Genomic DNA, 24,326 nt, shown 5'->3' on the forward strand with positions numbered 1-24,326 from the left:
TTGAGGCTTTGGCCCATAAGAATCTCTAATTATGACCTGATTTTTATTTCAATTGTGCAGGTGTACTTGGCAGCGCTAATCTTTTATGATTAATGAAACCGCTATCAAATAGACCGAAGGAGCGATTGTAGATGAAGTCAACTGCTACATATCCATTTCAACAAATGGATGTACCCCTTAATGAACGAGTGCAGGATCTGCTCTCCAGATTAACTCTTGCTGAAAAAGTAAGCCTGATGCCTCAGTATCAAGCTGCCATAGAACGGTTAGGTGTTGGGGGCTACAAGCATGGCACAGAAGCGGCGCATGGAATATCCTGGTTAGGTAAAGCCACTTCTTTTCCGCAGCCAAGTGGACTAGCATGCACCTGGAATCCGGAGTTGCTGAAAGAAATCGGGGCAGCCATCGGAGATGAGGCTAGAGCCTTTTACAAGAAGAATCCGACGGTGAATGGCCTGACATTATGGGCGCCAACGGTCGATATGGAACGTGATCCACGCTGGGGCAGAACAGAGGAAGCTTATGGTGAAGACCCGGAGCTAACTGGCCGCTTGAGTACTTCACTGGTGCAAGGCATACAGGGTGATCACCCTGTATATTTGAAAGCGGTAGCAACGCTTAAGCATTTTCTGGGCAATAACAATGAGATTGACCGTGGAGTTGGCTCATCCAGCATTGATCCGCGCAATATGAGAGAGTATTATCTGGAAGCCTTTAAGCCTGCTTTTCTTGAGGGTGGTGCTCAATCTATGATGACCGCCTATAACTCGGTGAATGGGGTACCTGTTATTCTCCATCCGGCGGTAATGGATATTGTCAAAGGCGAATGGGAGATGGATGGATTTATCGTCAGCGATGCCGGGGATTTATTCGGGATTGTGAAGGATCACCATTATTATGAGTCATTCGCTCAGTCGATGGCGGAATCGATCAAGAACGGGATCGACAGTGTAACTGAAGAGACGGATGAGACGATCAAAGTGATCCACGAAGCTTTGGACCAAGGCCTGTTGAGCGAAGCAGATTTGGATCGTGCACTAGCGAACACCTTCAGAGTCCGCTTCCGTCTAGGAGAATTTGATCCTGAAGAATTGAATCCTTATGCTGGAATTGATGATTCCGTTGTGCTCAGTAAAGAGCATGCCAAGCTCTCGCTTGCGGCAGCGAAAGAGTCTATCGTTATGCTGAAAAATGACAATGAGACCTTACCACTTAGCAAAAGTAAATTGTCTAAGGTAGCGATAATCGGACCATTGGGCGATGAAGCCTTCAGAGATTGGTATTCTGGAACATTGGCTTATGGAGTAACACCTTTGCAAGGTGTAATCAAGAAGCTGCCGGGCAAGCAGGTTGTTTTTGCGAGTGGGGCAGACCAAATTATTCTGACTTCGGCAGCAGACGGCAAAGTAGTGGGGATTACCGGAGAAGATGGAAGGCTGGCTGTGGTGAATGAAGCGTTGGAGCATGGAGAGATGTTCCATCATACCGCCTGGGGCTGGGCAAGTCATACGTTGCAATCTACCAGTCGGGGACAATATGTAACACTGAGTGAGGCGGAGACGCTTACCGTGTCAGCGGATGAAATATATGGCTGGTATGTGAAGGAATCCATTAATCTGGTGCCGGAAGCGGAGGGGACTGTATCTCTGCGGACCTGGAATGATAAATTAATCTCGATCCATCCAGACAATGGCACACTTCAGGTTGCTGATCAGGCTGCTGATGTGAATGCCCGTTCTTTTAAAAAGAATATCGTCGTTGACGGTCTGCAAGCCGCAGTCGAAGCGGCGAAAGCTGCCGAAGTGGCAGTGGTATTCGTGGGTAACCATCCGTTGATAAACGGCAAAGAGGAGATCGACAGACCGGATATTGTATTGCCGGAGGAGCAGGAGAACTTGGTCAAAGCAGTCTATGCAGCTAACCCTAATACGGTTGTAGTTATTGTCGGCAGTTATCCGATTTCCTCCTCGTGGATCGACGAGCATATTCCGGCGGTGTTATACACCTCACACAGCGGACAAGAGCTGGGCAATGCGGTAGCCGATGTGTTGTTCGGAGACTATAGCCCATCTGGTAAGCTGAATATGACCTGGTACCGTTCTGTAGAGCAGCTGCCGGATCTATTGGATTACGATATTATCAAGGGTAAAAGAACCTATATGTACTTTGACGGCGAGCCGCTGTATCCCTTCGGCCACGGGCTGAGTTACGCACAGCTGTCATACAACAGCTTGCATTTAAGCTCCAAGAAGCTGGAGCAGGATGGAACCCTGAATATTTCCGTTCAGGTTGAGAATACCGGAGCTGTCGATGGTGACGAGGTTGTTCAGTTGTATGTTCAAGCCTTAGCCTCACGGGTGAAACGTCCGATCAAACAGCTGAAGGGCTTTGAGAAAGTCCATATTGCTGCTGGTCAGTCACAAACGATAGAGTTCTCATTACCGGTGGCTGAGCTGGCGTTCTGGGATGTAACACGTGAGCAATATTGTGTTGAGAATGGAGAATATGCCATCTTGGTTGGTCGTTCCTCGGCGGATATTCAGCTTACCGAGCAGGTAAGGGTTCATGGCGAGACTATCCCTGCCCGCAATCTGTATGTTAGTACCCAAGCAGAGAACTACGATGATTATGAAGGCGTGTATCTGGATGAGTGCAAGTCAGGGGGAGCTTCTATCCATCCGGTTAAGGATGGCGCTTGGATCGCGTTCAATGATGTGCTTTTGGATAAAGGTGCAGTGGGATTTGAGGCGTGGGTATCCTCGGTTAAAGGTGGCAGCATCGAGATCAGAACGGAGAGTCCTGCTGGAGAATTGGCAGGAACAGTGAATGTACCATCGGGTGGAGTACAGCAGCAGTGGGCAAGCTTGGTAGCTGAAGCTACTATTAATGCCACGACTACCAATGTCTATCTGGTCTTTACAGGTGAAGTTCTTCTTAGTCGCTTTCAGTTTAGGAATTAAGATGAGGAGTTAAGACAACCGTTCTTATTTCAAAATTACAAAAGCTAAAATGGGGCTGTCCCATAAGTAGATTTTTATGACAGGAGACAGTTCTCATTATTCTTAAAACCATAAAAAGCAAGCAAAGCAGCGATTCACCTGTTATTGGGGAATCGCTGCTTTGCGTTTTTGGTCATTGGTTGCTTGCTTCAGCAGATTGTGAGCAAGCGAAAGCCACCCGACCTCAAGCGTCACTTTCTCCATGCCGCGAAGCAGAAATCGCCGGAAGCCCCGGTTGTTCAGCCGGTTAACGGCGGTATTGACGACACGAACGAGATGATTTTCTGGAATGTCGTCCTCTAAATCCATTGGCAAGCAAAGTTGGTCCATGGTAGATTGGATGTACAAAAGAAACCTCTCCTTGATTTAAAATGGTTGGTCGCACTTCCATTTTACCAAAGAAAGGTATCTTTTTTTTATGATTTTTAGAAGGATTGTAGATACGATTCCCGCTTAACAGCGGAGCGGACGGAACGATTGTGGAAAAGCGATAGCGTTCGCCTTGGTCTCCGGATTTTCACCGCTAAGGGGAATGAAAAAAATCTGGAGACCACAGCGATTGGAACAACGGTCCGTTCGCGGAGCGTCCTCACAAGCGAAATCGTCTATCTGACTCCAACAAAAGAGCTGCCCCAAGCAGCCATTTCGTGGTTTATGGGACAGCCCCTTCTGTTTTGGTCGATTGCGGAAAGCGTTCCAACACTATGAAACAAGGTCCTGCATGAATGCTGTATGATCAAATAGGAGCGAATGGAAAGAAAAGAATGCGAGGAGGTAAGATATGGATTTCGCATCTCCGAAAGAAGCGGCGTTAAAGGTGAAACGCTGGCCAAAAGATACCATAGCGGCAGGTCATCGTCATACCGTCGGGCTTAAATCTGACGGTACGTTAACGGCTGTGGGTGATAATAAATCTGGTCAATGTGATGTAAGCGGCTGGTACGATATTGTGGCGGTGGCGGCTGGTAATGTTCATATGGCGACGAACACAGGGAATGCGCATACCATCGGGCTTAAATCCGACAGTACAGTGGTGGCTGTGGGTTGGAATAAGCATGACCAATGCGATGTAAATGACTGGCGCGATATTGTAGCGATTGCTGCGGGTTGGCGTCATACCCTTGGGCTTAAATCGGATGGCACGGTGGTAGCAGTGGGCCGAAATAATGAAGGTGAATGCAATGTGAGCGGCTGGCGTGATATGGTGGCGGTCGGGGCGGGTGACTGGCATACCATCGGTCTTAAAATGGACGGCACGGTGACGGCTGTAGGTAATAATCGGTATCGCCAATGCAATGTAAGCAGTTGGTGCGATATGGTGGCGGTCGGGGCGGGTTATCTTCATACCATCGGTCTTAAATCGAACGGTACAGTGACGGCTGTGGGTTTGAATAAACATGGCCAATGCGATGTAAGCGGCTGGCGCGGTATTATGGCAATAGCGGTGGGTAGTAATCATACCATTGGTCTTAAGTCGGACGGCACAGTGGCGGCTGTGGGTTGGAATGAGTATGGCCAATGTGATGTAAGTAATTGGCGCGATATTGTGGCGATTGCGGCGGGTTGTGCCCATACCGTCGGTCTTAAATCGGATGGCACGGTGGTTGCTGTGGGTCATAATGAATATGGCCAATGCGATGTAAGCGGCTGGCGCGGCATCCAACTGCCCGGCAAGTAGTTTTCGATATTAATAACCAAATGTTCAAGCGGGGCGGTGTGGGTGTGAGGTAAACAACCCGCAAGGGTTTTTTCAACATAAGGAGTCGGTTTTATTAATGCCGTTAGCTGCGCTTCTTCACTATGATTAACAATAAGGCACCGTGTGTCTTTAGTTCATTTTGGCGGAGGAGAGTAGTGAAATGACAATAGGTACAGAGTCGCTTCCTGTATGGGAAGATTTAAGTATATTAGGAATCAGCCGTGAGTTGCCGCGGGCCGACATGATTCCGTTCGAGAATATAGAAAGCGCTATCATCGACAAAAGAGAACAATCGCCCTTCTATCAATTGTTAAACGGAGAGTGGAGCTTCTATTATGCGCCAGCACCGGGCAGTGTGCCGCAGGGCTTCCAGCAGCCGGATTTCGCTGCTGAACAATGGGACCGAATACCGGTCCCATCCAACTGGCAACTACACGGATATGGACAGCCGCATTATAGCAGCTGCCCGTATCCTTTTCCCGTAGATCCGCCGCATATCCCTCATTTGAATCCTACAGGCTGCTACCGGACAGAGTTTCAGATTATTGAGAGCTGGGCTGGCAAGAATATTAGTCTGGTATTCGAAGGAGTAGATTCCGCATTTCAAGTGTGGGTGAACGGACAGCTTGCGGGCTACAGCGAAGGAAGCCACTATACTTCTGAATTCAGAGTGACGGACCTGCTGCAGCCGGGAACGAATCTATTGGCCGTTGAGGTTTATCAATGGTGCTCGGGGAGTTATCTGGAGAGTCAGGATAAGTGGCGGCTTAGCGGGATTTTTCGTGATGTATACCTGCTGGCACATCCGGTAGTTGGCATAAGAGATGCCGCGGTGAAGACAGTGCTGCTGGAGAATTATACCGTAGGTGTGCTGGAGACCGTCATTAGTGTGGCGAACAGGGGGGCGCAGATAGAAGAACCATGCTATCTTCGGGCGGTCTTATTAGACGAGGCAGGCGAGACTGTTTTTGCGCGGGAGTATGAACAAGCCTTGCAGCCGGAGCTACAGAGTGAAATCAATATTGTAATCAAAGAGAACATCTATGCCCCCAGTCTATGGACAGCGGAAACTCCCTATCTGTACTCCTTATTGCTAACCGTTAATGACAGTGAGAAGAAAATATTAGAGGTATACAGGATCGCCGTAGGCTTTCGGGATCTTGTCATTGCCGAAGGCCGCATGCTAGTCAACGGTCAGCCCATTATCATCAAAGGTGTGAACCGAAATGAATTTGATGCTAAGTCTGGTTTCGTAACTGCTGTGGAGGCTATGGAGCAGGATATTATCCGGATGAAGCAGCATAATATCAACACAGTCCGCCTCTCGCATTATCCGAACGACAGCCGTTGGCTGGATCTCTGTGATCGCTACGGCTTATATGTGATCGATGAGGCCGATCTGGAAACGCATGGCTTCGCGCTGACCGGCGAGCGGGTGAATCAGGAGATTCCCGGCTTCGCACGCGGGGCGGCCGAAAGCTTTCTCTCCAAGCATCCCGACTGGCGTGAAGCCTATATTGACCGCGCGCGGCGAATGGTGGAACGGGATAAGAACCATCCCTGCGTGATTGTCTGGTCCCTCGGCAATGAATCCGGCTATGGGCCGAATCATGACGCCATGGCGGAGTGGGTGCGGACGGCTGATCCGACCCGTCCAGTTCATTATGAACGGGCTTATGATGCTGAAATCGTAGATATTGTCAGCTCGATGTACCCTTCTGTAGAGATGCTGATCGCGGAGGGTCAGAAGCAGGATCACCGTCCCTATTTGATGTGCGAGTTCGGTCACGCGATGGGCAACTCGACGGGTAATCTGCAAGAATATTGGGAGGCGATTTATACCTATCCGCGATTGCTGGGTGGACTGATCTGGGAGTGGAGAGATCTGGCCATTCTTAGAGAGGAGGAAGACGGAACGGAAAGATATGCTTACGGCGGAGATTTTGGTGAGGAGCCGCATGGCGGGACCTTCTGTCTCGACGGTCTGCTATTTCCCGACAGTACGCCAAAGGCTGCGCTGCTGGAATATAAGAAAGTGATTGAGCCGCTCACAATCAAGATGATAGACAAGGGTACTACATTCATGGAGATCCATAACCGCTACGATTTCCTTACTCTGGCCCATTTGCGCGGCGAATGGCAGCTGTTCCGGGACGGTGTAATTGTAGATACAGGAGATCTGCCTGTTCTTCATACTCCAGCCGGGGAGTGTGTGCAGATGCCGATCCCGCTGAACAAGGCTATGCTGAATGAACCAGGCGAGCATTGGCTGCATGTGGCCTTCACCTTGCGCAGTGCTACACTCTGGGCAGAGGCCGGGCATGAAATAGCCTGGGCTGATCTGCTGTTGGGGAATACTGTAGCTTTCGAACCTACTCAATCGGTCGAATCCGTCGAATCCCGCTTACAGGTGGAGGAATCCCAAACGGCGATTACCGTGAGGGGGAGCGACTTTTGGATGATTGTTAATAAAGAGTCAGGGATGCTGGCGGAGTGGGAACATAAAGGGGTTAGCCTCGTGGCTTCCAGTCCGAAAGTGAATTTATGGCGCGCTCCCGTGGATAACGATGTTCATTTGGTAAAAGAGTGGGTAAAGGCGGGCTACGATCGTCTTTATACGGATGTGAGGGAAGTGTCCGTTCAGGATTTGGGCGGTCAGGGCTGTCGTATCTCGGTCCATCAAATGATGGGTGCTAGGGGAGACACTTTGGTGTGTCGTTCAACAATGGTCTACACCCTGTCAATTAACGGTACTATCCATTTGCAAATTGACTTCGAACCGCTGAAGGAGCTGCCGTCCTTGCCGCGCTTTGGAGTGGAGCTATCCATGCCGGAGAGTTTCACAACGATGTCTTGGTGCGGGCGTGGGCCTCATGAGTGCTACTCCGATCGCAAGGAGAGCGGGAAGCTGGGCATTTACAGCGGGTTGGTGCAGGAGCAGTTCGTTCCCTACATCAAGCCGCAGGAAAATGGCAACAAAACGGATACCCGCTGGGGAGTGCTCAGTGATAAACAGGGGAACGGGCTGAGGTTTACAAGTGAGGCCTTATTTGATATAAGCGCTCATCATTATTCGACACAGGATATGTCCACTGCCACCCATGTGCATAAGCTGAAGCGGCTGAACCGCACGATTGTGAAGCTGGATGCTGTCCAAAGCGGGATCGGCAATCATAGCTGTGGTTATGCGCCAACGCTGGAGCCTTATCTGCTGAAGGCAGTGAAGCGTTCGTTCGCGATCACGATGCAGCCGGTTTGGGTAGAGGGGTCGGCTCTTTCCCACGCTGTGCAAAGACTCAAAAGATGATCACTAAACCAGTATATTTTTGGCCTTCTTTCAAAAATAGAGATTCACAGTTAGATATAGAGGGAAATCCTCCCTTTATAATCGAACCCGCTGAGTTAAGTAATAAGTATATATTATCTAATTTCCATTTCTATATAAGTTGAACTTTTGATCTCTCGATTTAGAGCCTCATGCAAAGATTATTGAAGATCGATATCGGGGGATTTCAATAATCTCATCTATAAGCTGCTTAGCATCGTTCAATTGAAAACATAGACTCACTCACCTGTGGAAATGTTGGATAAAATACAACAACAGTTGTTATGTCTACTCCACAGTCAGTCCTTGTTGTATGAAATCCAACTTTCACTAGCCATGGACTCTTTTTTGAACCGAAATGTCGTATTTCCTCCAATAATTTAACTTTATCCAGCTTTTTTCGAGAGGAATGTTGTAAAAAATACAGGAATTAACCGGGATTTTCTGTTCACAACCAATATATAGTTCCAATTCATCCGAATGATCCCTCTGACTGCCCCGTTTCCCTTTGGACAAGCTTTCATCAGTTCAACTTATATAGATTAAAGGTTGAAAAAAGCCACGAAACCTCTAAAGGTTATCGTGGCTTTATTGTTGTGCAATGTATTCGTTATACGTTCTATTCGGCTGCAATCACAGCCGCAGGTGCTGCGCAGGACAGCCGCTCCGTGAAGACGGTATCCACCACCGTCTTCACGCTGGTGCGGCTGTTCTCGCTAATGGAGTCTACGAGTAAGTCTACCGCGGTCCGGGCTAATAGTTCTTTTTCCACATGAATGGTGGTCAGCTCGGGGGAGACAACGATGGATTCGCGAATGTTATCAAAGCCGATGACAGAGACATCCTCAGGGACACTCAGCCCAAGCTCCGCCAGCGTCTTCATCACACTGATGGCGATATAGTCGTTCTCGCAGAATAGTGCTGTCGGGTAACCGCCAGTAGCCTGCTTGTACACAGACAGCTGCTCCTTAAAGGACTCCTGTACCGAAAGGACGGTAGGGGAAACTGTAAACACACGTGAGTCCGGCAGGTCTACATTTAAGTCCTTCAAGGTACGCTTGAAGCCGCGTTTGCGTGAATCAAAGTTATGAATCCGCACGGAAGAGGCAACGTAACCGATCTCGCGATGGCCAATGTCGTGCAGGTGAGTAGCTGCCTGGTGAGCGCCCATTACGTTATTAATTTCGACAAAATGAATCGGGAGTGTCTCATACAAGGTGTCGAGCACCACGATATTTGGCATTTTCGCCGCAATGGTGGCGATTTGCTCCCGGCTAAGATTGGTGCCGAGCAGGATCACACCGTTGCCGGAATTCTCATCAGCGATCAGCTCGATATCACGCTCGAAGAATTCCATATCTACAGAGGAGAAAAGCATGGAATATCCCTTAGAGCGAGCCCGCTCCTCTGTATGTTGAATCAATTCACGGAAAAAGGGCTGCTGATAGTAGTCCTCCAGTACAATCCCCGAATTGGTGAAGGCCAGAAAAAGCAACGTCTTTGCTTGTTTAGCCGGAGCAGCAGGTTTAACCCGGGCGGCATACCCCGCATCCTTGGCAATACGCAGAATCCGGTCACGCGTCTCGGAGCCGATTCCCGGTTTGCCGTTTAAGGCCAAGGAGACTGCCGCTTTGGATACATTCGCTATCTTCGCAATATCTTCCATCCTCATGGGTTGATTCTCCATTCGTTCATCAAAATTCCTGTAAACAAGTTAATTTTACTACTAAACTTAAGTGGAAATCAAGCTTATCTGTAGTTTGATGTAAACTTAATATATTTGTTTGTTAAGTTATAATCAACTAAAAAAATCTCTAAAATCAATTGACGGAGCTAAACTCTGGTGATATTATGGGTCTCAAGAGGGAAATCACTGAACGACATCGATAAAGTTTAGTTTAATTAATTATATATTTAGTTAAGTTTCTGTTGCCGTTCAGCAGCCTGTTGATCCTCTCTCTAACTATATTGCACGGAGGAATTAATAATGAGGAAGTTAAAGCTCGGTTACGCTCCGACACGTCGGTTCACATTTAGCGCAGAGGATGCCTTCCGCTACAAAGTAACGATCCGCGAAAAGATTGAATCCTTCGGACTTCCTATCGAGATTGTTGACCTTGAAGGACTGAACGAAGAAGGGCTGCTATACGACGATAATATCGGAGCTGATGCCATCATCGAACGTTTCCAGCAGGAAAAGGTGGATGCCGTCTTCTTCCCTCACTGCAATTTCGGAACAGAGGATACGGTCGCCCGTGTTGCCAAAGCGCTGGGCAAGCCGATTCTGCTATGGGGACCGCGAGACGAAGCGCCGCTGGAGGATGGAATGAGGCTGCGCGATACACAGTGCGGATTGTTCGCAACAGGCAAGGTGCTGCGCCGCTTTAACGTTCCTTTCACTTATGTGACGAACTGTCGGGTGGATGATCCTGTTTTTGAAAGGGGTTTCACCAATTTTGTTGCCGCGGCTAATGTCGTTCGTCAATTCCGCTCTCTGCGTATTCTGCAGATTGGACCCCGTCCAACCTCCTTCTGGACCATGATGTGCAACGAAGGGGAATTGCTGGAGCGATTCGGGATTGAATTATATCCTATTACACTGATTGATATTACACGGGCCGCCAAGCAGCAGGAGAAGAAGAACAGTCCGGAGCTGCAGGAGACGATTGCTTATATCCGCGAGAAGCTGGATACGAGCGAAATTACGGAAGATGCCATTATACGTGTGGCCGCACTGAAGGTGGCGATGAAGAAATACGCGGTGGATTCGGGCAGTACAGCAATTGCGATTCAATGCTGGTCGGCTTTACAGGAGAGTATAGGCATCATGCCTTGCCTCGCGAATGCCATTCTGACCGATGAACAGATTCCGGTGACCTGCGAGACCGATATTCATGGAGCGATCACCTCGATCATGGTGCAAGCTGCAGCGATGAATCAAGCGCCAACCTTCTTTGCTGATCTGACGATTCGCCATCCGGCGAATGACAATGCCGAGCTGTTGTTCCATTGCGGCAACTTCCCGGTATCTCTATCTATCGAGGATAAACCGAAGATGCGCAGACATTTTCTGTTCGACGATCATGCTCCAGGCACTCATGAGGGAGAGATACGCGGCGGGGAGATGACGCTGGCCCGTTTTGACGGAGATCATGGCGAGTATTCTTTATTTCTTGGCAAAGCAAAAGGTGTAGAGGGGCCATTTACCCGGGGTTCTTATGTATGGGTGGAAGTGAACGATTGGCCGCTGTGGGAAGAAAAGCTGGTTAAAGGCCCTTATGTCCATCATTCCGTAGGTATTCATGCCAATGTTATTCCTGTTCTGTATGAAGCTTGTAATTATATTCCGGGACTGTCCCCCGATCCTGTTGATCCAACAGAAGAGGAAATCCGTGCCTGGTTGAGAGGGAGTGGAGCGAAATGACAGAGATTACGGAAGTCACTGAAATCACGAGACTGCGCCGCAAGGCTGTAGAGATCCGCATGACGCTATTGAAATTAATTCACCGTGCGCAAACAGGGCATACCGGAGGTTCGCTGAGCAATACGGATATTTTGACCGCCTTATATTATCACACGATGAAGCATGATCCGCAGAACCCCAAATGGGTAGAGCGTGACCGCTTCATTGCCAGCAAAGGACATTCCGTGGAATCGCTCTGGGCGGTACTGGCCGATCTGGGTTACTTCCCGAAGGAGGAGCTGGAAACGTACAGTGAGTTCGGTACCCGGCTGATCGGGCATCCGAACAATAAGGTGCCGGGGATCGAGATGAACACCGGAGCACTTGGACATGGGCTGCCGATTTCTGTAGGTATGGCGCTGGCTGCGAAGCGCGATGGCCTGAATTACCGTGTATTCTGTCTCATGGGAGACGGAGAACAAGCGGAAGGTTCGGTATGGGAAGGCGCGATGGCCGGAGCTCATTATAAGCTCGACAATCTCGTAGCCATCATTGACCGCAATGGCCTGCAGATTAGCGGGAGCACAGAGGATGTTATGGGTTCGGAGCCGTTGGACCGCAAGTGGGAGGCTTTTGGCTGGGATGTAGTGGAGATTGACGGTCATGATTTCGGGGCGCTTATCCACGCGTTTGACTCGGCACCGCAGGTTCCCGGCAAACCAACTTTGGTGTTGGCCAATACGATTAAGGGCAAGGGTGTATCTTTTGCCGAGAATAAAGTGGAATGGCATCATCATGTGTTGAACGACCAACAATTAGAGCAAGCGCTCGCGGAGCTTCAGGCCTCACTGAAATCTCTCGGTGCACCCGAACAGGAAGGGAGTGTCCATTCATGAAAAATACCATTCCTAACAGACAGGCTTTATGCGAAAGCTTACTAGAACTGGCAAAGACGGATAAGGACATCATGGTCCTAACCAGTGATTCGCGGGGATCAGCGGCTCTGGCACCTTTTGCCAAGGCTTACCCTGAGCAATTTGTGGAGACTGGCATTGCCGAGCAGAATATCGTAGGGATAGCAGCCGGACTGGCCCATAGTGGTAAAATCCCCTTCGTCGCGTCGCCCGCCTGCTTCCTGAGTATGCGCAGTATTGAGCAGGTAAAGGTAGATGTGGCTTACTCGAATACGAATGTGAAGCTGATTGGCATCAGTGGCGGGGTCAGCTATGGAGCCTTGGGCATGTCGCATCATTCCCTGCAGGATTTCGCAGTGACGCGGGCGATTCCAGGATTAACGGTAATAGTGCCCGCGGACCGGCATGAAACCAAAAAAATGACAGAAGCGCTCGTTCAGCATAAAGGAGGCGTATACGTCCGTATCGGCCGCAATGCGGTGGAGGATGTGTATGAATCGGATGATTACGAGTTTGAGATTGGCAAAGCTGTGCGGATGCGTGAAGGTAATGAATTAACGATTATTGCCGCTGGCGAAACCGTACGGTTCGCATTGGATGCTGCTGATTTATTGGCGCAGCAGGGCATCCACGTTAGAGTACTGAACATGCATACCATTAAGCCGCTAGATAACGATGCGGTGCTGGCTGCAGCTCGGGAGACCGGAGCTATCATTACAGTAGAGGAGCATAGTATATTCGGGGGTCTCGGAGCAGCGGTAGCAGAGGTTACTGCAGGTGGAGCGCCCGTTCCTGTGCGCATTCTGGGAATACCGGATGAGCCGGCTATTGCCGGCAAGACCGCGGAGATCTTCCAGCATTACGGCATAACTGCTGAGAATATAACCCAGATCGCCAAGACTATTGTACAAGGACGGGTGACGACGGGATGACGGAAACAGCCTCTGCGGCCCCCCTGTATATACTGACAGTAGATCAGAGCACTACGGGTACCAAAGCCCTGCTGACAGACCGCAGCGGCAGCATTATCTATCGTTATGCCGTCGCACACCGGCAAATTTATCCGCAGGATGGCTGGGTGGAGCATGATCCGCTGGAGATTTACGACAATGTCAAAGCCGCCATTAAGCATGTTGTGGCAGACTCCGGTGTGAAGGCTTCTGAGATTGCCGGATTAACGCTTACGAATCAGCGGGAAACGGCACTGCTCTGGGACCGTGAAAGCGGTCTGCCGTTAGGCAATGCGATCGTCTGGCAATGCCGCCGGACCATCGACACCTGTGAGCGGCTGAAGCGTGAAGGCTGGGAGGAGCGGATTCGTGAGAAGACAGGCCTGCTGCTCGATCCTTACTTTTCCGCCGGGAAATGGAAGTGGCTGTTGGAGCATCAAGCGGGTTCATTGAACCGAAACAGAATTCTGGCCGGGAATATGGATGCCTGGCTGATCTGGAAGCTGACGGGCGGCCAGGTCCATGCCACCGATTTCACCAATGCCAGTCGAACCCAGTTGTTCAATATTCATACGCTGGAATGGGATGAGGAGCTAGCCGGGGTGTTCGGTGTTCCTCTGAGCATACTGCCGCAGGTGCAAGCAAGCGACCAAATATACGGAGTGATTGCAGACCCGGACTTACACCCGCTGCAGCTGCCGATTACAGGAGTTATTGGTGATTCGCAAGCTGCTCTGTTCGGCCAGCAATGCATCCGCCCTGGGATGGCTAAAGGCACTTATGGCACAGGAACCTCCGTCATGCTATATGCTGGAACGAATCCGCCGAAGGCGGCAAATGGTCTGGTGACGGCTATTGCCTGGGGTATCGGGAACAAAGTGGAATACGCGTTTGAAGCCATTATTCATTCTACAGGAGATGCTCTGAATTGGGTCAAGGATCAGATGGGTTTATTTGAGACTTATGAGGAGCTGGAACGCGAAACGGCGTTAATCAATGACACTGGCGGTGTGTACTTGATTCCTGCCTTTGTAGGCTTGGGGGCTCCTTATTGGAATCCCAGCGCCAGAGCAGCCATAGTTGGCCTGAACCGCAGTTCTGGGCGGAGGGAAATTATGCGGGCGGCATTAGAGAGCATAGCTCATCAGGTTACGGATGCTGTTGCCCTATTGGAACAAGAAACGGGGATCAAGCTGGAGGAGCTGCGTGTGGACGGCGGAGCGACAACGAACGGCTTGCTGATGCAGCTGCAGGCAGATCTGCTGCGGGCCCCGGTGGCCTGTCCAGAAGCAGTAGAACTGTCAGCGCTTGGCTCTGCTTATATCGGCGGCTTGGCGCTTGGTTTTTGGCGACGGGAGGAACTTGAAGCCTTGTATCGGAAGAGCAGAACGTATTCACCCTCGATGGGTGAGGAACAACGCTTCAAGCTTCGCCGTGGCTGGCTGTCGGCAGTAGCTGGAACGCTGGCGGTGGAAGGTGCGCTGCAGAGGGAAAAGCTAACTACTTAAAGAACTTTCTTTATTAGATGAACTAAAAAACATAAGAACAGGCGAACGGAACGAAGGGGAATTTTGGAACTGAAGGAGCGTTAGCGACCGCCTTTGTCTCCGGATTTCATCTGCAAACAGCGGTATAAATCAAGAAATCTGGAGACAACAGCGGCCGGAGGTCCAAACATTCACCGCAGTTACGAGTAAAGCCGGTTTAGGGAAATCTTAAGTTCAACTTATCTAGAGTAATCTAGAGTTGAGCTGAATAATGGAGGAACTTGTAATGACAATTTCGGTTATAGGCTGCAGGACTGAATATTTGGACAATCCGCTAGGACTCGACGTGCAACATCCGCGCCTGTTCTGGAAGCTGGAATCAGAGGCGTCTGCCGCTATGCAGACTGCATATCAGATTCTGGTGGCTGCCACTGAGGAGGGGCTGGATCAAGATGAAGGAGATATGTGGGACAGCGGCAAGACAGATAGTAGCCATTCCACCCATATTGTCTATGAAGGAGCGGCCCTTCAGGCGGAAAGCACCTATTATTGGAAAGTCCGGGTGTGGGATGAACAGCATGTGATATCGGCTTGGAGTGAGCCGGCACTGTGGAGTATGGGCATCCTGGCCCGTACCGGCTGGAAGGCCAAATGGATTGGCCGCAAAGCCGAGCCGGATCTAAAAATGCAGCCATCGCCATTTTTTCGCAAGGATTTTACATTGGGCTCTAAGGTAAAGCGGGCGGTGGTCTATGCCACAGCGCTCGGACTATACAATCTGCGAGTTAACGGAGATAAGGTTGGTGACCTGTTTACCCCAGGCTGGACGGATTACGATAAACGGGTTCAGGTTCAGGCCTATAATGTTACGGACAAAGTGAAACAAGGGAATAATGCTTTTGGAGTTATTTTGGGCGAAGGCTGGTATGCCGGAACGGTTGGATTCATATCCGACAAGATATACGGCGAGCGGCCCTTTCTTTTTCTGCAAATGTCTGTAGAGTACGAGGATGGTACGAAAGAGCGGATTATCACTGACGGTAGCTGGAAAACAACCAGAGGCCCTATCCATTATTCCGATATGATTCTGGGCGAGAAATATGATGCGACTCAGGAGCTGCCGGGCTGGGATCGGGCGGGCTATGATGATTCCGCTTGGGAGCTGCCGGACATCCGGCCGGGCTATAACGGACTGCTGGTAGCGTCCATGGAACCGCCAATCCGGATTACGAAGACGATGCGACCGTTAAGCCTGCGCAAGACCGAAGCCGGAACCTATATTTATGATATGGGCCAGAATATGGTTGGCTGGTCAGAGGTTAAGGTCAAGGGTGAACGCGGGACACAAATTACACTTAGCCACGCAGAGATGCTGAATACCGATGGCAGCATGTATCTTGATAACTTACGGGTGGCGGTGCAGCAGGAGCATTATATTTTGAAGGGTGAAGGTGAGGAGCGGTACGAGCCTCATTTCACTTTTCACGGATTCCGCTATGTGGAGTTGATTGGGTACCCGGGAGAGCCTGATCTGGATACGATTACCGGCAAGGTGATTCATTCGGATACCTCGGTATCGGGCAGCCTCGAAACCTCTGATCCCATGGTCAATCAGCTGTACTCCAACATTACCTGGGGGCAGCGCGGTAACTTTTTGTCCGTGCCGACGGACTGTCCACAACGGGATGAACGGCTAGGCTGGACGGGGGATGCACAGATTTTTGCCCGCACGGCTTCTTACAATATGGATGTATCCCGCTTCTTCAATAAATTTATGTGGGACATGATTGATGCCCAGCAGCCTTCCGGTGCATTTACGGACGTGGCACCAGATGCTGGCTGGATGCGCTACAAGATGTGGAGCACACGGCTCGACTGGTTCGCTCCCGATAATGCGGGCTGGGGGGACGCGGGTGTCGTAATTCCATGGACGTTATACCTGATGTACGGAGATGTCCGAGTTCTGGAAACTCATTATGACGCTATGGTTCGCTGGGTAGAGTACTTGGAGTCGATGACGGATGAGCTGGTGCGGCCGGATTATGCCAACTATGGCGACTGGTTGTCTATCGGTGCCGATACACCAAATGATGTGCTGGCTACTGCTTATTTTGCTTACAGTACGAAGCTGCTGGCCTCTATTTCAGAGGTGCTGGGCAAGCGCGAGGATCAGCAGCGTTTTGAGACTTTGTTCGCTGGAATTGCTGAAGCTTTCCGGGCTGCATTTGTGGCTGAGGATGGCCGTGTTCAAGGGAATACTCAAACTGTGTATGTACTTGCACTGCAATTTGGTCTCTTAACACCGGATCAGCAGACATTGGCTGTCCAGCATCTGGTCGAGGATATTAAAGCCCGTGGAAATCGGCTGTCGACAGGTTTTCTCGGCGTAGGATATCTGCTGCCTGCTTTGACTGACCATGGACAATTGGATGTAGCCTATTCACTATTAACGCAGGAAGAATTCCCATCCTGGATGTACTCGATCAAACATGGAGCAACAACGATTTGGGAACGCTGGGATGGGTGGACCGAGGAGAACGGCTTTCAGACGCCGGACATGAATTCCTTCAATCACTATTCCCTTGGTTCTGTGGGAGAGTGGATGTTCCGCTATATGGCGGGCCTGGAGACTGATCCGCAGCAGCCTGGATTCAAACATTCCATCATCCGTCCGCAGCCGGGCGGGCAGATCACCTCGGTCAAAGCAGGTTACGAAAGCCTGTATGGAAGCTTGCAGGTAGAGTGGCAGCTAGCGGACGACGGAGAATTCCAGCTCACTGTGCATATTCCGGCTAATACAACGGCAACGGTATACCTCCCAGGCAGTGGTGTCAGAGTAGAGGGGGTGGGCAATGCGCTGGCTCAGCCGAACCCCACGGCGGCAGCTGGAATCCATGAGGAAGCAGCCTTCCACATCGGCTCGGGGACCTATAGCTTCACTTCCCGGATTTAATAAATTGGGTAATATTAACATAAACATTGATGTTATGCTAGTAGAAGATGCTTCTAAAGTTATATAGGTAAATTAACATGAATTACTGCCTCTAATTCGGCTCATGGAAGCTAATTTCTTAAAAACAGAGGAAAACTTTGATGTTCCGCTTCCCCACTCTTAATAAACTAAGAAACAGAAGATTAACAAACGAAGAGCATCCATAGCCATCCATACGGCTATGGATGCTCTTTTTACGCTATGACCTCCTTGGGTGCGGTTCAGAGTTTTTAACTAACTACTACCGCAAGCAGGATTATTGAATGATTGCCAGCAGCTACAGACCTGTTCATTTATTTATTGTCTTCCAGATTTAGTGAATTTGTTCAGAAAAGTTTGAACGGACCTGATGAGGTCATTAGATGTTGTCCATACAGTCATTGACCAATGGGAAGTTCCTAAAATGATCATTGAGAATAGTGACTACCTTTGGAGCGAATATAACCATCGAATCAATGAATTTGTAGAACATTTATAGATAGGATTCACCAGCTTGAAAAAATTAATAATGCACCCCCTAGATTTTATCGGATAAAACAGGGGTTTAATCCGACGTGTTCTAAGGGATGCACCTCACCGTCAATGCCGGTCAATCACATTCACATCTCAAAATCGCTGTGCTCTTAAGGCTCCAGTCCCCAGGCCAATACGCCGTTCAAGTACAGCGGCACTTTGGTCCAGTCGGTGTAAGAAGTCTTGGCCGGATCATAAGAATAGTCTCCAACCTCATTGTAATTGCTCCAGTCGGTTTTGTTGATACGCAGTTGAATTTCTCCAGTATTGGCTCCTGGAGCCAAACTGCCAGCACCCGCAGCGAAGGAGATCTCAACGTAGTAGTCGGCCCGCGCTACGGAAGGAGTTAGCTTCACAAAGCTACCAAGCACATTGCCGCTGCCAAGCGTGGCATAATCCACATTGAATTGTTGATCCTTCTCCCCATCAATCGTGTAATAATAACGGAGTTTCACTTTGGTTAGGTCTACCGCTGTGGTTCCGTCATTCACAATCCTTAGATGTGGACGGAACTGCGAGTCTGTGGCGTTATTATCCGTTGTACGGTATTGAACCACCAAATTCCCCACTGTCGGTGTAGCTGTTGGTGTAGCCGTGGGCGTAGCTGTAGCCGTTGGTGTAGTTGTTGGCGTAGTTGTTGGCGTAGCTGTAGGTGTAGCTGTCGGTGTAGCTGTTGGTGTGGTTGTTGGTGTGGTTGTTGGTGTAGCTGTAGCAGTCGGTGTAGCCGTTGGTACAGGCCCTGCGCCTTTGTTGATCAACCGATCATATTCAGCATAGGCTGTAGCCATATCCACCTGTGACCAAAAACGGTGGTAGGTGAATTCAGGAGCTCCATTGTCCCAAGTCTTGGTGGCTTTATTATAGGAGCTGTTGTATATTCCCTCCAGATAATTCCACTTAGAATCATTTTTGATATTCGGAAGAATATCAGTATAGCTTGCGTATACTCCGTTTCCTCCCTTTGCCGGGTCGGAAGCGATTACAGAATTGCCTGGTATTGTATTTCCTTGACCAAAGGTACCCGTCCAGCCAGTAGGGAAATACACTTCTTTGGTGAAGTAACGGAAATAATCCTCACGCTTCTCTGCTGTGGCAATACCTAAGCCATCATTGTAGCCCCATGCCGAATCCAGCAGGGATTTGGCTAACTGTGAGGCTGTTCCGCCAAGAGCAGTATAGCTGCCGTGCTCTGCCTTGTTCCCAGCGGCAAAGAAGGTAAGCGCTTTAATGTAGCTGCCCAGAACTCCGGTATCCTGGCCCGGATTTTTGGTGACAGCCTTCAAATTGCTGTTGCCTGTGAACGTACTGAAGCCATTCCAAGTATTCGGCTGTCCCTGCCATTCGACATTGCCCGGAATCCAGAACTCGCCGGGTGCAGATACTGTAGCCACTTGCGGATTATTTCCACCTAAAATCCGTTGTCCTTGACTGTTCAAATAGTAGCCCTCGGAATCTGTGACCGGACGGCTGCCGGCAAAGGCATAATCCGAAGACCAATCAATCCAATTCTCTATGACCTTTTTGGCCATTTTGAAGTTGTTCGAGGTGGTGTCTCCGCTGGAAGCCAGAATGTAATACAGCTCAGCTACGCGCTCTACACTCCATGTCTGCATGCCGAACCAATTGTTGGATGGAGGATCATGATAGACCGGAGCTTCATCATAGGCCATGCCATAGAAGGTGCTTGTGCCAGCAGGGTAGGCGCTGTATGAGCCGTTATAGCTGTTGGTGGCTCCGCCCGCAATGGCGCCTTCTGACGATTGCAGCCAGTTATAGAACTCAAGCTGGCGTGTTAATGATTTGTCCCAATCCTGTCCCGCCGTTGCCGAAGCCGGAATCAGACCGCCGTCTGGGTTCGAAAGAGCGTACGCAGCGACAACGTTCTGGTAGCCTTGATGGGAGTGGCTGGCGCCAATTCTCCAGGCCCAGTCTCCGCCTGAGCCAATTCCACCGCCCCATGCGGTATACCAGGCCAGCAAATATTGATTGGAATCCTTCCCGGTTCCGGCTTCAGGCGTCCCGTCAGCTGCACTGCCGACTTTTTGGAAATACTTGTCATACATACCATACCGCAGATAGTCGCCCATTTTCTTGGCTTTGTTTAAATATACGGTATTGGTATAGCCCAATTCCTTGGCCCAATACATAGCCTGTAAAGCACGCGCGTCGGCATCTGTAGCGTTGGTATACCGCCACTGTGCGGCAGGCACATTGCTTTCTTTGGTGAATAGGCTCATGAAGCCTTCATTTGCTTTGCCAAACGTTTTGTTATCCTGGGAAGGATGAGATACAGCCTCCCACACAGACTCCTGCACGCCCCGTTGGAACGTATTCACGTAAGAGGCTGTATGCGTAGGATTCAACAGGTTACCAAAACCATACCAGTTGTCCACATCTACCAGCCAGTGCATTAGATAGGTCTGGTTGTTGCCATAGGTGGACTTCAGCTCGGAATCAATCGGGTCTTTTCCTGCCGCATATTTGCCGTTCAGCGGACTTGGATACTGATCCGGCTGCCCGAACTCCGATGCATAGGTTGCCGGGCTGTTCGGGTTGTAATTGCTCATGGTCGGCTGTTCCTGCACACCATCGCCTTCATTGATCGGAATGATGTATTTCTCCATATTATCCCAGGCAGATTCCAGCTTGGTCCAGTCCCCGGTATTATAGCCATACAGCACTTCAAGCCACATCCAATAGCTGTATGCCTCTGAGGTAGTCATATGCCCATAATTGGGCGCTTCACTGAGCAAAGTCTCCACGGAGTGATAGGGAATGCCTTCAGCCGAGAAATAACCGTTCGCCGGGTTTTTTAGCTGGGCATACATTTGTAGAAAACGCGTTTCTTCCACCGAAGCAGCCTTAGCTGTTGCGGGTTTATAATTAAATATACTGGTTGAAAGAGAGACTACTAGAATGGCAGATAATATTGCGGATACAGGCTTTTTAATGGATTTTAGTTTCATCTTCTCGCACGCTTCCTCTCTGGAATGATTTATGGTTCCAAGCCCCAAAGCAACGTTCCTTCGCGGTACAGTGTGACTTTATTCCAATCAGCGAAGGCCTGCTGAGTGCCGCTGTAGGAATAATCATTGCTTTCGTTATAAGCCGCCCAATCCGTCTTGTTGAAGCGTACCTGGATTTCACCGGTATCCGCTCCCGGAGCAAGGCTTCCGGCACTTGAGCCAAAAGAAATCTCGACATAAGTATCCGCAAGTGTGACCGCCGGATTCAGCTTGCCAAAGCTGCCGCTCAGATTTCCGCTGCCGACAGCAGCGTAGTCGCAATGAAATTCCTGCGGCTTGTCCCCGTCCACTGTGTAATAATAACGGAGCTTAAGCCCGCTGAGCTGGGCCGTTTCCGTTCCCGTGTTCACGATCCGGAACTGGCTGCGGATTTGGGAGTCGCCGGGACTCGGATCATTGGTGCGATACTGCACATGCAGATTGCCTGCGGCTGGTGGAGGGGTCTCATACGGACGTGCGCTGACCTGTGCGGATGATATGCTCTCGCCCACATTGTTCGACGCAGTCACTACGTAATAATAGTCCACTCCGTTGACCAGTCCGATGTCGCTGTAGACTGCCCCTGTTGCGGTCCCGATTGCCGTATAGGGTCCGCCGCTCACCAGTGAGCGTTTGACGGTATACTGTGCCGCGCCGCTGACAGTATTCCAGCTTAAGGCCACGCTGGAATTGCCCGCCACGGCCTGCACCCCGGAAGGATGTCCCGGAACCTGCGGTTCAGTGGGCTGTCCGCCGGTAGGCAGTTGTCCATACACTCGAACTCCTGCATCGAAGACCGGAATATAAGGGTTCTTCACAGGTGAGGATGCCGTAAGAGCTACGTCCTTGAAGGAAAAGTCGTTTGAGTTATCCCAAAAGGCCGTGTTCAGCGGAGCTGATATCCGGAACTGAATCTCCTTGCGGTAGGCAGATTGCCCACCAGGATAGATCGGTGTGCCGGTGAAGTCAACCTTGGTGTAATAAATATGATTCGCTGCATCATAAGGCTGCAATTGCGAGACGGTACCACCCTGGTTGTAGCCTCCCGCTTTGACCGTGATATCCTCCGGCCCATAGCCTGCTGCTACAGCTTCACTTAGATCCACATAATAATTAAAAGACATCTGGCTGCTGGAGCGTGCCGGCCACCCGGAACGGTTATTGAGCAACACACGGATTTCCACGAAATTGCTGCCGCTGGTATTGACAGAGGTCTCGGCAAACATCTCATCCTCACGTGTTTCAGCCACAGGGAAGTTGTCTAGCGGCTGCTGTCCCTGCCCGTGAAGGATCATCATTTTAGCCAAAGCGCCTGTAAATGCTGAATTGTAATCGGTTGCAACTTCATTCGAAACATAATCGCTGATGGTGTCGGTATAGCTGTCGCTCTTGGAAGGCCCCCCTACCAGAGCGCCGTAAAGAATATGCCGGTGGTTCGCAGGTGTGGTCTGGCTGTCGCTCCATGAACCATGCGAGGTCCGGTGATGCGGATGCTGAGGCGCATTGCTGCCAAAGCCGATAACATAGCTGCTGTTACGAGGATTATCTCCCAGCGCATACGTAATCTGCCGCTCGGCGAACGTACGCGCTGTGGCCTGCTTCGCCGGATCGCTTACCCAGTCGGCATAGACAAATGCCAGAAAAGCCTGGTTAGCCGCATACCGCAGCGCCCCCCACTGATCCAGATGCGCAAGTCCGCCAGGAGTATAAGTGACACGATCCGATGTTCCGTTCACTCCAGTCGTCCAATATTGCATGTTCCGTTCAGTGGATTGAATGAACTTGCTGTCCCCGGTGATGCGCGACAGCAGCAGTTGGGCGCCATAATGCTTGTCATCCCAGGACTGGGTCCATTGATAGCCCCATTGTCCGGCTTGATTGGTAGACCACGAATTACTTGCGGTTATGGCCTTGTCCAGATAAGTTTGTTCGCCGGTCGCCATATACAGCCAGACTCCGCCCCAGCTTAATTCATCGGCATAGCCGCTCCATGAATTGTAATACTGCTTGGCGTCAGTGATACTTTCGGAGTATACTCCCCGGTACGTGTCGGCAAAATTGTACAGTTGTTTGGCATGCAGCAACAGCTTGTCTGCATAAACGGCATCAGAATCCCTGAAAATGATGGATGCTGAAGCAAGCGCCGCTGCGGTTTCGGCTGCCAGATCAGAGCCGGGATGGGCCGCATCAATCTTATACGAAGGACGCGCCATCGGCATGACCTCCGCTGCTCCCCACCAATTGTGATCCGCAGAACCATTGCCGACCTGTCCCCACAGCTCGTTTGGAGCGGTATGGGCTTTTACAAAATAGTCCGTCGCCCATCGGATATTGTCCAGAATCTCCTCCAGTTGTCCAGACTGAACATAACCATCCTTGTACTCATAGACTGACCATGCCAGCATCGTGGCGGTGTACGCCATCGGAAAGCCAAACTTGACATGATCTCCTGCATCATACCAGCCCCCGGTCAGATCATGACCGACATCCGCTCCATCCTGCAGTCCCGATTCGCCTCTCCATTCCACGCGGTTGTCATCCGGCAAAGCACCGGATCGCTGGGCTTCATAGAAATAGATTGATTTCTGCAGTGCCTCTGCATAATTGTATTCACTGCTTGCCGCCTCGCTCACAGATGGGTGAAATGCAGCTCCTGATACCATGGTGCATGTTAACATTAAACTGAAGGATAGAATTAGACCTTGCTTCCTTTTCCTCTTGTTCATCTTAACCCTGCTCCTTTCTTTTTCTTAGTTTTCGTTTGAATAGACTTCATCACGCGCCAATACTCCCCAGTGGCTAGAATAGACATTTCATTCTGCTAAATTCATCCTCCACCTCCCATGCAAATTTCAGGATAAGTTCATCCCATATACACATATACCATAAACAGACATTTATTTCTATATATTTACAATGTAAAATAGACTAAATGTGGGCTTATTTGTAAATTTATTTTTCGTTTCGATAATTAGCTCTCACAAAAAAGAACCGCTGCTAAACAAATAGCTGGCTTGCCTTTTTTTTATGTAGAAGAAG

The 24,326-nt window shown here is 50.1% G+C and carries 13 protein-coding genes; 9 read left to right on the forward strand and 4 right to left on the reverse strand.

The window, feature by feature from the left end:
- The first annotated feature begins 131 nt into the window (after positions 1 to 131).
- Positions 132 to 2,960, forward strand: a complete 2,829-nt coding sequence (locus tag GJB61_RS04205) for a glycoside hydrolase family 3 protein (protein ID WP_154117174.1) — start codon at positions 132 to 134, stop codon at positions 2,958 to 2,960.
- A 141-nt stretch (positions 2,961 to 3,101) separates the two neighbouring features.
- Here the strand turns inward: GJB61_RS04205 and GJB61_RS31520 are convergent, their stop codons facing one another.
- The gene (locus GJB61_RS31520) at positions 3,102 to 3,347 is read right to left on the reverse strand and encodes a transposase (RefSeq protein WP_154117175.1); all 246 of its coding nucleotides are present in this window, start codon (positions 3,345 to 3,347) and stop codon (positions 3,102 to 3,104) included.
- Positions 3,348 to 3,476: 129 nt separating this feature from the next.
- On the opposite strand from GJB61_RS31520, the gene GJB61_RS04215 reads away from it, so the two are divergent.
- The 3 genes from GJB61_RS04215 to GJB61_RS04225 all read left to right on the forward strand — a co-directional run bounded on the left by GJB61_RS04215 (position 3,477) and on the right by GJB61_RS04225 (position 8,005).
- Entirely contained in the window at positions 3,477 to 3,707 is a 231-nt protein-coding gene (locus GJB61_RS04215) for a hypothetical protein (protein WP_154117176.1), read from the forward strand.
- 73 nt (positions 3,708 to 3,780) lie between these two features.
- Positions 3,781 to 4,677, forward strand: coding sequence for an RCC1 domain-containing protein (locus tag GJB61_RS04220; RefSeq protein ID WP_154117177.1), 897 nt, complete (start codon positions 3,781 to 3,783; stop codon positions 4,675 to 4,677).
- A 181-nt stretch (positions 4,678 to 4,858) separates the two neighbouring features.
- On the forward strand, positions 4,859 to 8,005 hold the full coding sequence (locus GJB61_RS04225; protein ID WP_154117178.1) for a glycoside hydrolase family 2 TIM barrel-domain containing protein: 3,147 nt from the start codon (positions 4,859 to 4,861) through the stop codon (positions 8,003 to 8,005).
- Between the two features lie 637 nt (positions 8,006 to 8,642).
- On the opposite strand, the gene GJB61_RS04230 is transcribed toward GJB61_RS04225, so the two are convergent.
- On the reverse strand, positions 8,643 to 9,695 hold the full coding sequence (locus tag GJB61_RS04230) for a LacI family DNA-binding transcriptional regulator (RefSeq protein WP_154117179.1): 1,053 nt from the start codon (positions 9,693 to 9,695) through the stop codon (positions 8,643 to 8,645).
- Between the two features lie 315 nt (positions 9,696 to 10,010).
- On the opposite strand from GJB61_RS04230, the gene GJB61_RS04235 reads away from it, so the two are divergent.
- The 5 genes from GJB61_RS04235 to GJB61_RS04255 all read left to right on the forward strand — a co-directional run bounded on the left by GJB61_RS04235 (position 10,011) and on the right by GJB61_RS04255 (position 17,730).
- Positions 10,011 to 11,447, forward strand: coding sequence for an L-fucose/L-arabinose isomerase family protein (locus tag GJB61_RS04235; protein WP_154117180.1), 1,437 nt, complete (start codon positions 10,011 to 10,013; stop codon positions 11,445 to 11,447).
- Positions 11,444 to 12,322, forward strand: a complete 879-nt coding sequence (locus tag GJB61_RS04240) for a transketolase (RefSeq protein WP_154117181.1) — start codon at positions 11,444 to 11,446, stop codon at positions 12,320 to 12,322. Before GJB61_RS04235 ends, GJB61_RS04240 begins: the two co-directional genes overlap by 4 nt.
- Positions 12,319 to 13,272, forward strand: coding sequence for a transketolase family protein (locus tag GJB61_RS04245; protein ID WP_154117182.1), 954 nt, complete (start codon positions 12,319 to 12,321; stop codon positions 13,270 to 13,272). Before GJB61_RS04240 ends, GJB61_RS04245 begins: the two co-directional genes overlap by 4 nt.
- Positions 13,269 to 14,798 carry an FGGY family carbohydrate kinase gene (locus tag GJB61_RS04250; protein WP_154117183.1) on the forward strand — a complete coding sequence of 510 codons (1,530 nt, stop codon included), beginning with the start codon at positions 13,269 to 13,271 and terminating at the stop codon, positions 14,796 to 14,798. Before GJB61_RS04245 ends, GJB61_RS04250 begins: the two co-directional genes overlap by 4 nt.
- Before the next feature lie 265 nt (positions 14,799 to 15,063).
- Positions 15,064 to 17,730, forward strand: coding sequence for a glycoside hydrolase family 78 protein (locus GJB61_RS04255; RefSeq protein ID WP_154117184.1), 2,667 nt, complete (start codon positions 15,064 to 15,066; stop codon positions 17,728 to 17,730).
- 662 nt (positions 17,731 to 18,392) lie between these two features.
- Here the strand turns inward: GJB61_RS04255 and GJB61_RS04260 are convergent.
- Together GJB61_RS04260 and GJB61_RS04265 are read right to left on the reverse strand one after the other, a co-directional pair.
- Positions 18,393 to 21,248, reverse strand: a complete 2,856-nt coding sequence (locus GJB61_RS04260) for a glycoside hydrolase family 48 protein (RefSeq protein WP_154117185.1) — start codon at positions 21,246 to 21,248, stop codon at positions 18,393 to 18,395.
- Between the two features lie 29 nt (positions 21,249 to 21,277).
- Positions 21,278 to 23,965 (reverse strand): glycoside hydrolase family 9 protein, encoded by a 2,688-nt coding sequence (locus tag GJB61_RS04265; RefSeq protein WP_229521438.1) that lies wholly within the window; start codon positions 23,963 to 23,965, stop codon positions 21,278 to 21,280.
- Positions 23,966 to 24,326: the final 361 nt, after the last annotated feature.

Origin of the sequence: Paenibacillus monticola, assembly GCF_009664975.1 — a bacterium.
GTDB lineage: Bacteria > Bacillota > Bacilli > Paenibacillales > Paenibacillaceae > Paenibacillus_AQ > Paenibacillus_AQ monticola.

Coding starts and splice junctions, on each gene's coding strand:
- GJB61_RS04245 (WP_154117182.1), top strand. CDS start 12,319: ATGAAAAATACCATTCCTAACAGACAGGCTTTATGCGAAAGCTTACTA.
- GJB61_RS04255 (WP_154117184.1), top strand. CDS start 15,064: ATGACAATTTCGGTTATAGGCTGCAGGACTGAATATTTGGACAATCCG.
- GJB61_RS04240 (WP_154117181.1), top strand. CDS start 11,444: ATGACAGAGATTACGGAAGTCACTGAAATCACGAGACTGCGCCGCAAG.
- GJB61_RS04220 (WP_154117177.1), top strand. CDS start 3,781: ATGGATTTCGCATCTCCGAAAGAAGCGGCGTTAAAGGTGAAACGCTGG.
- GJB61_RS04205 (WP_154117174.1), top strand. CDS start 132: ATGAAGTCAACTGCTACATATCCATTTCAACAAATGGATGTACCCCTT.
- GJB61_RS04235 (WP_154117180.1), top strand. CDS start 10,011: ATGAGGAAGTTAAAGCTCGGTTACGCTCCGACACGTCGGTTCACATTT.
- GJB61_RS04225 (WP_154117178.1), top strand. CDS start 4,859: ATGACAATAGGTACAGAGTCGCTTCCTGTATGGGAAGATTTAAGTATA.
- GJB61_RS04265 (WP_229521438.1), bottom strand. CDS start 23,965: ATGTTAACATGCACCATGGTATCAGGAGCTGCATTTCACCCATCTGTG.
- GJB61_RS04250 (WP_154117183.1), top strand. CDS start 13,269: ATGACGGAAACAGCCTCTGCGGCCCCCCTGTATATACTGACAGTAGAT.
- GJB61_RS04260 (WP_154117185.1), bottom strand. CDS start 21,248: ATGAAACTAAAATCCATTAAAAAGCCTGTATCCGCAATATTATCTGCC.
- GJB61_RS04230 (WP_154117179.1), bottom strand. CDS start 9,695: ATGAGGATGGAAGATATTGCGAAGATAGCGAATGTATCCAAAGCGGCA.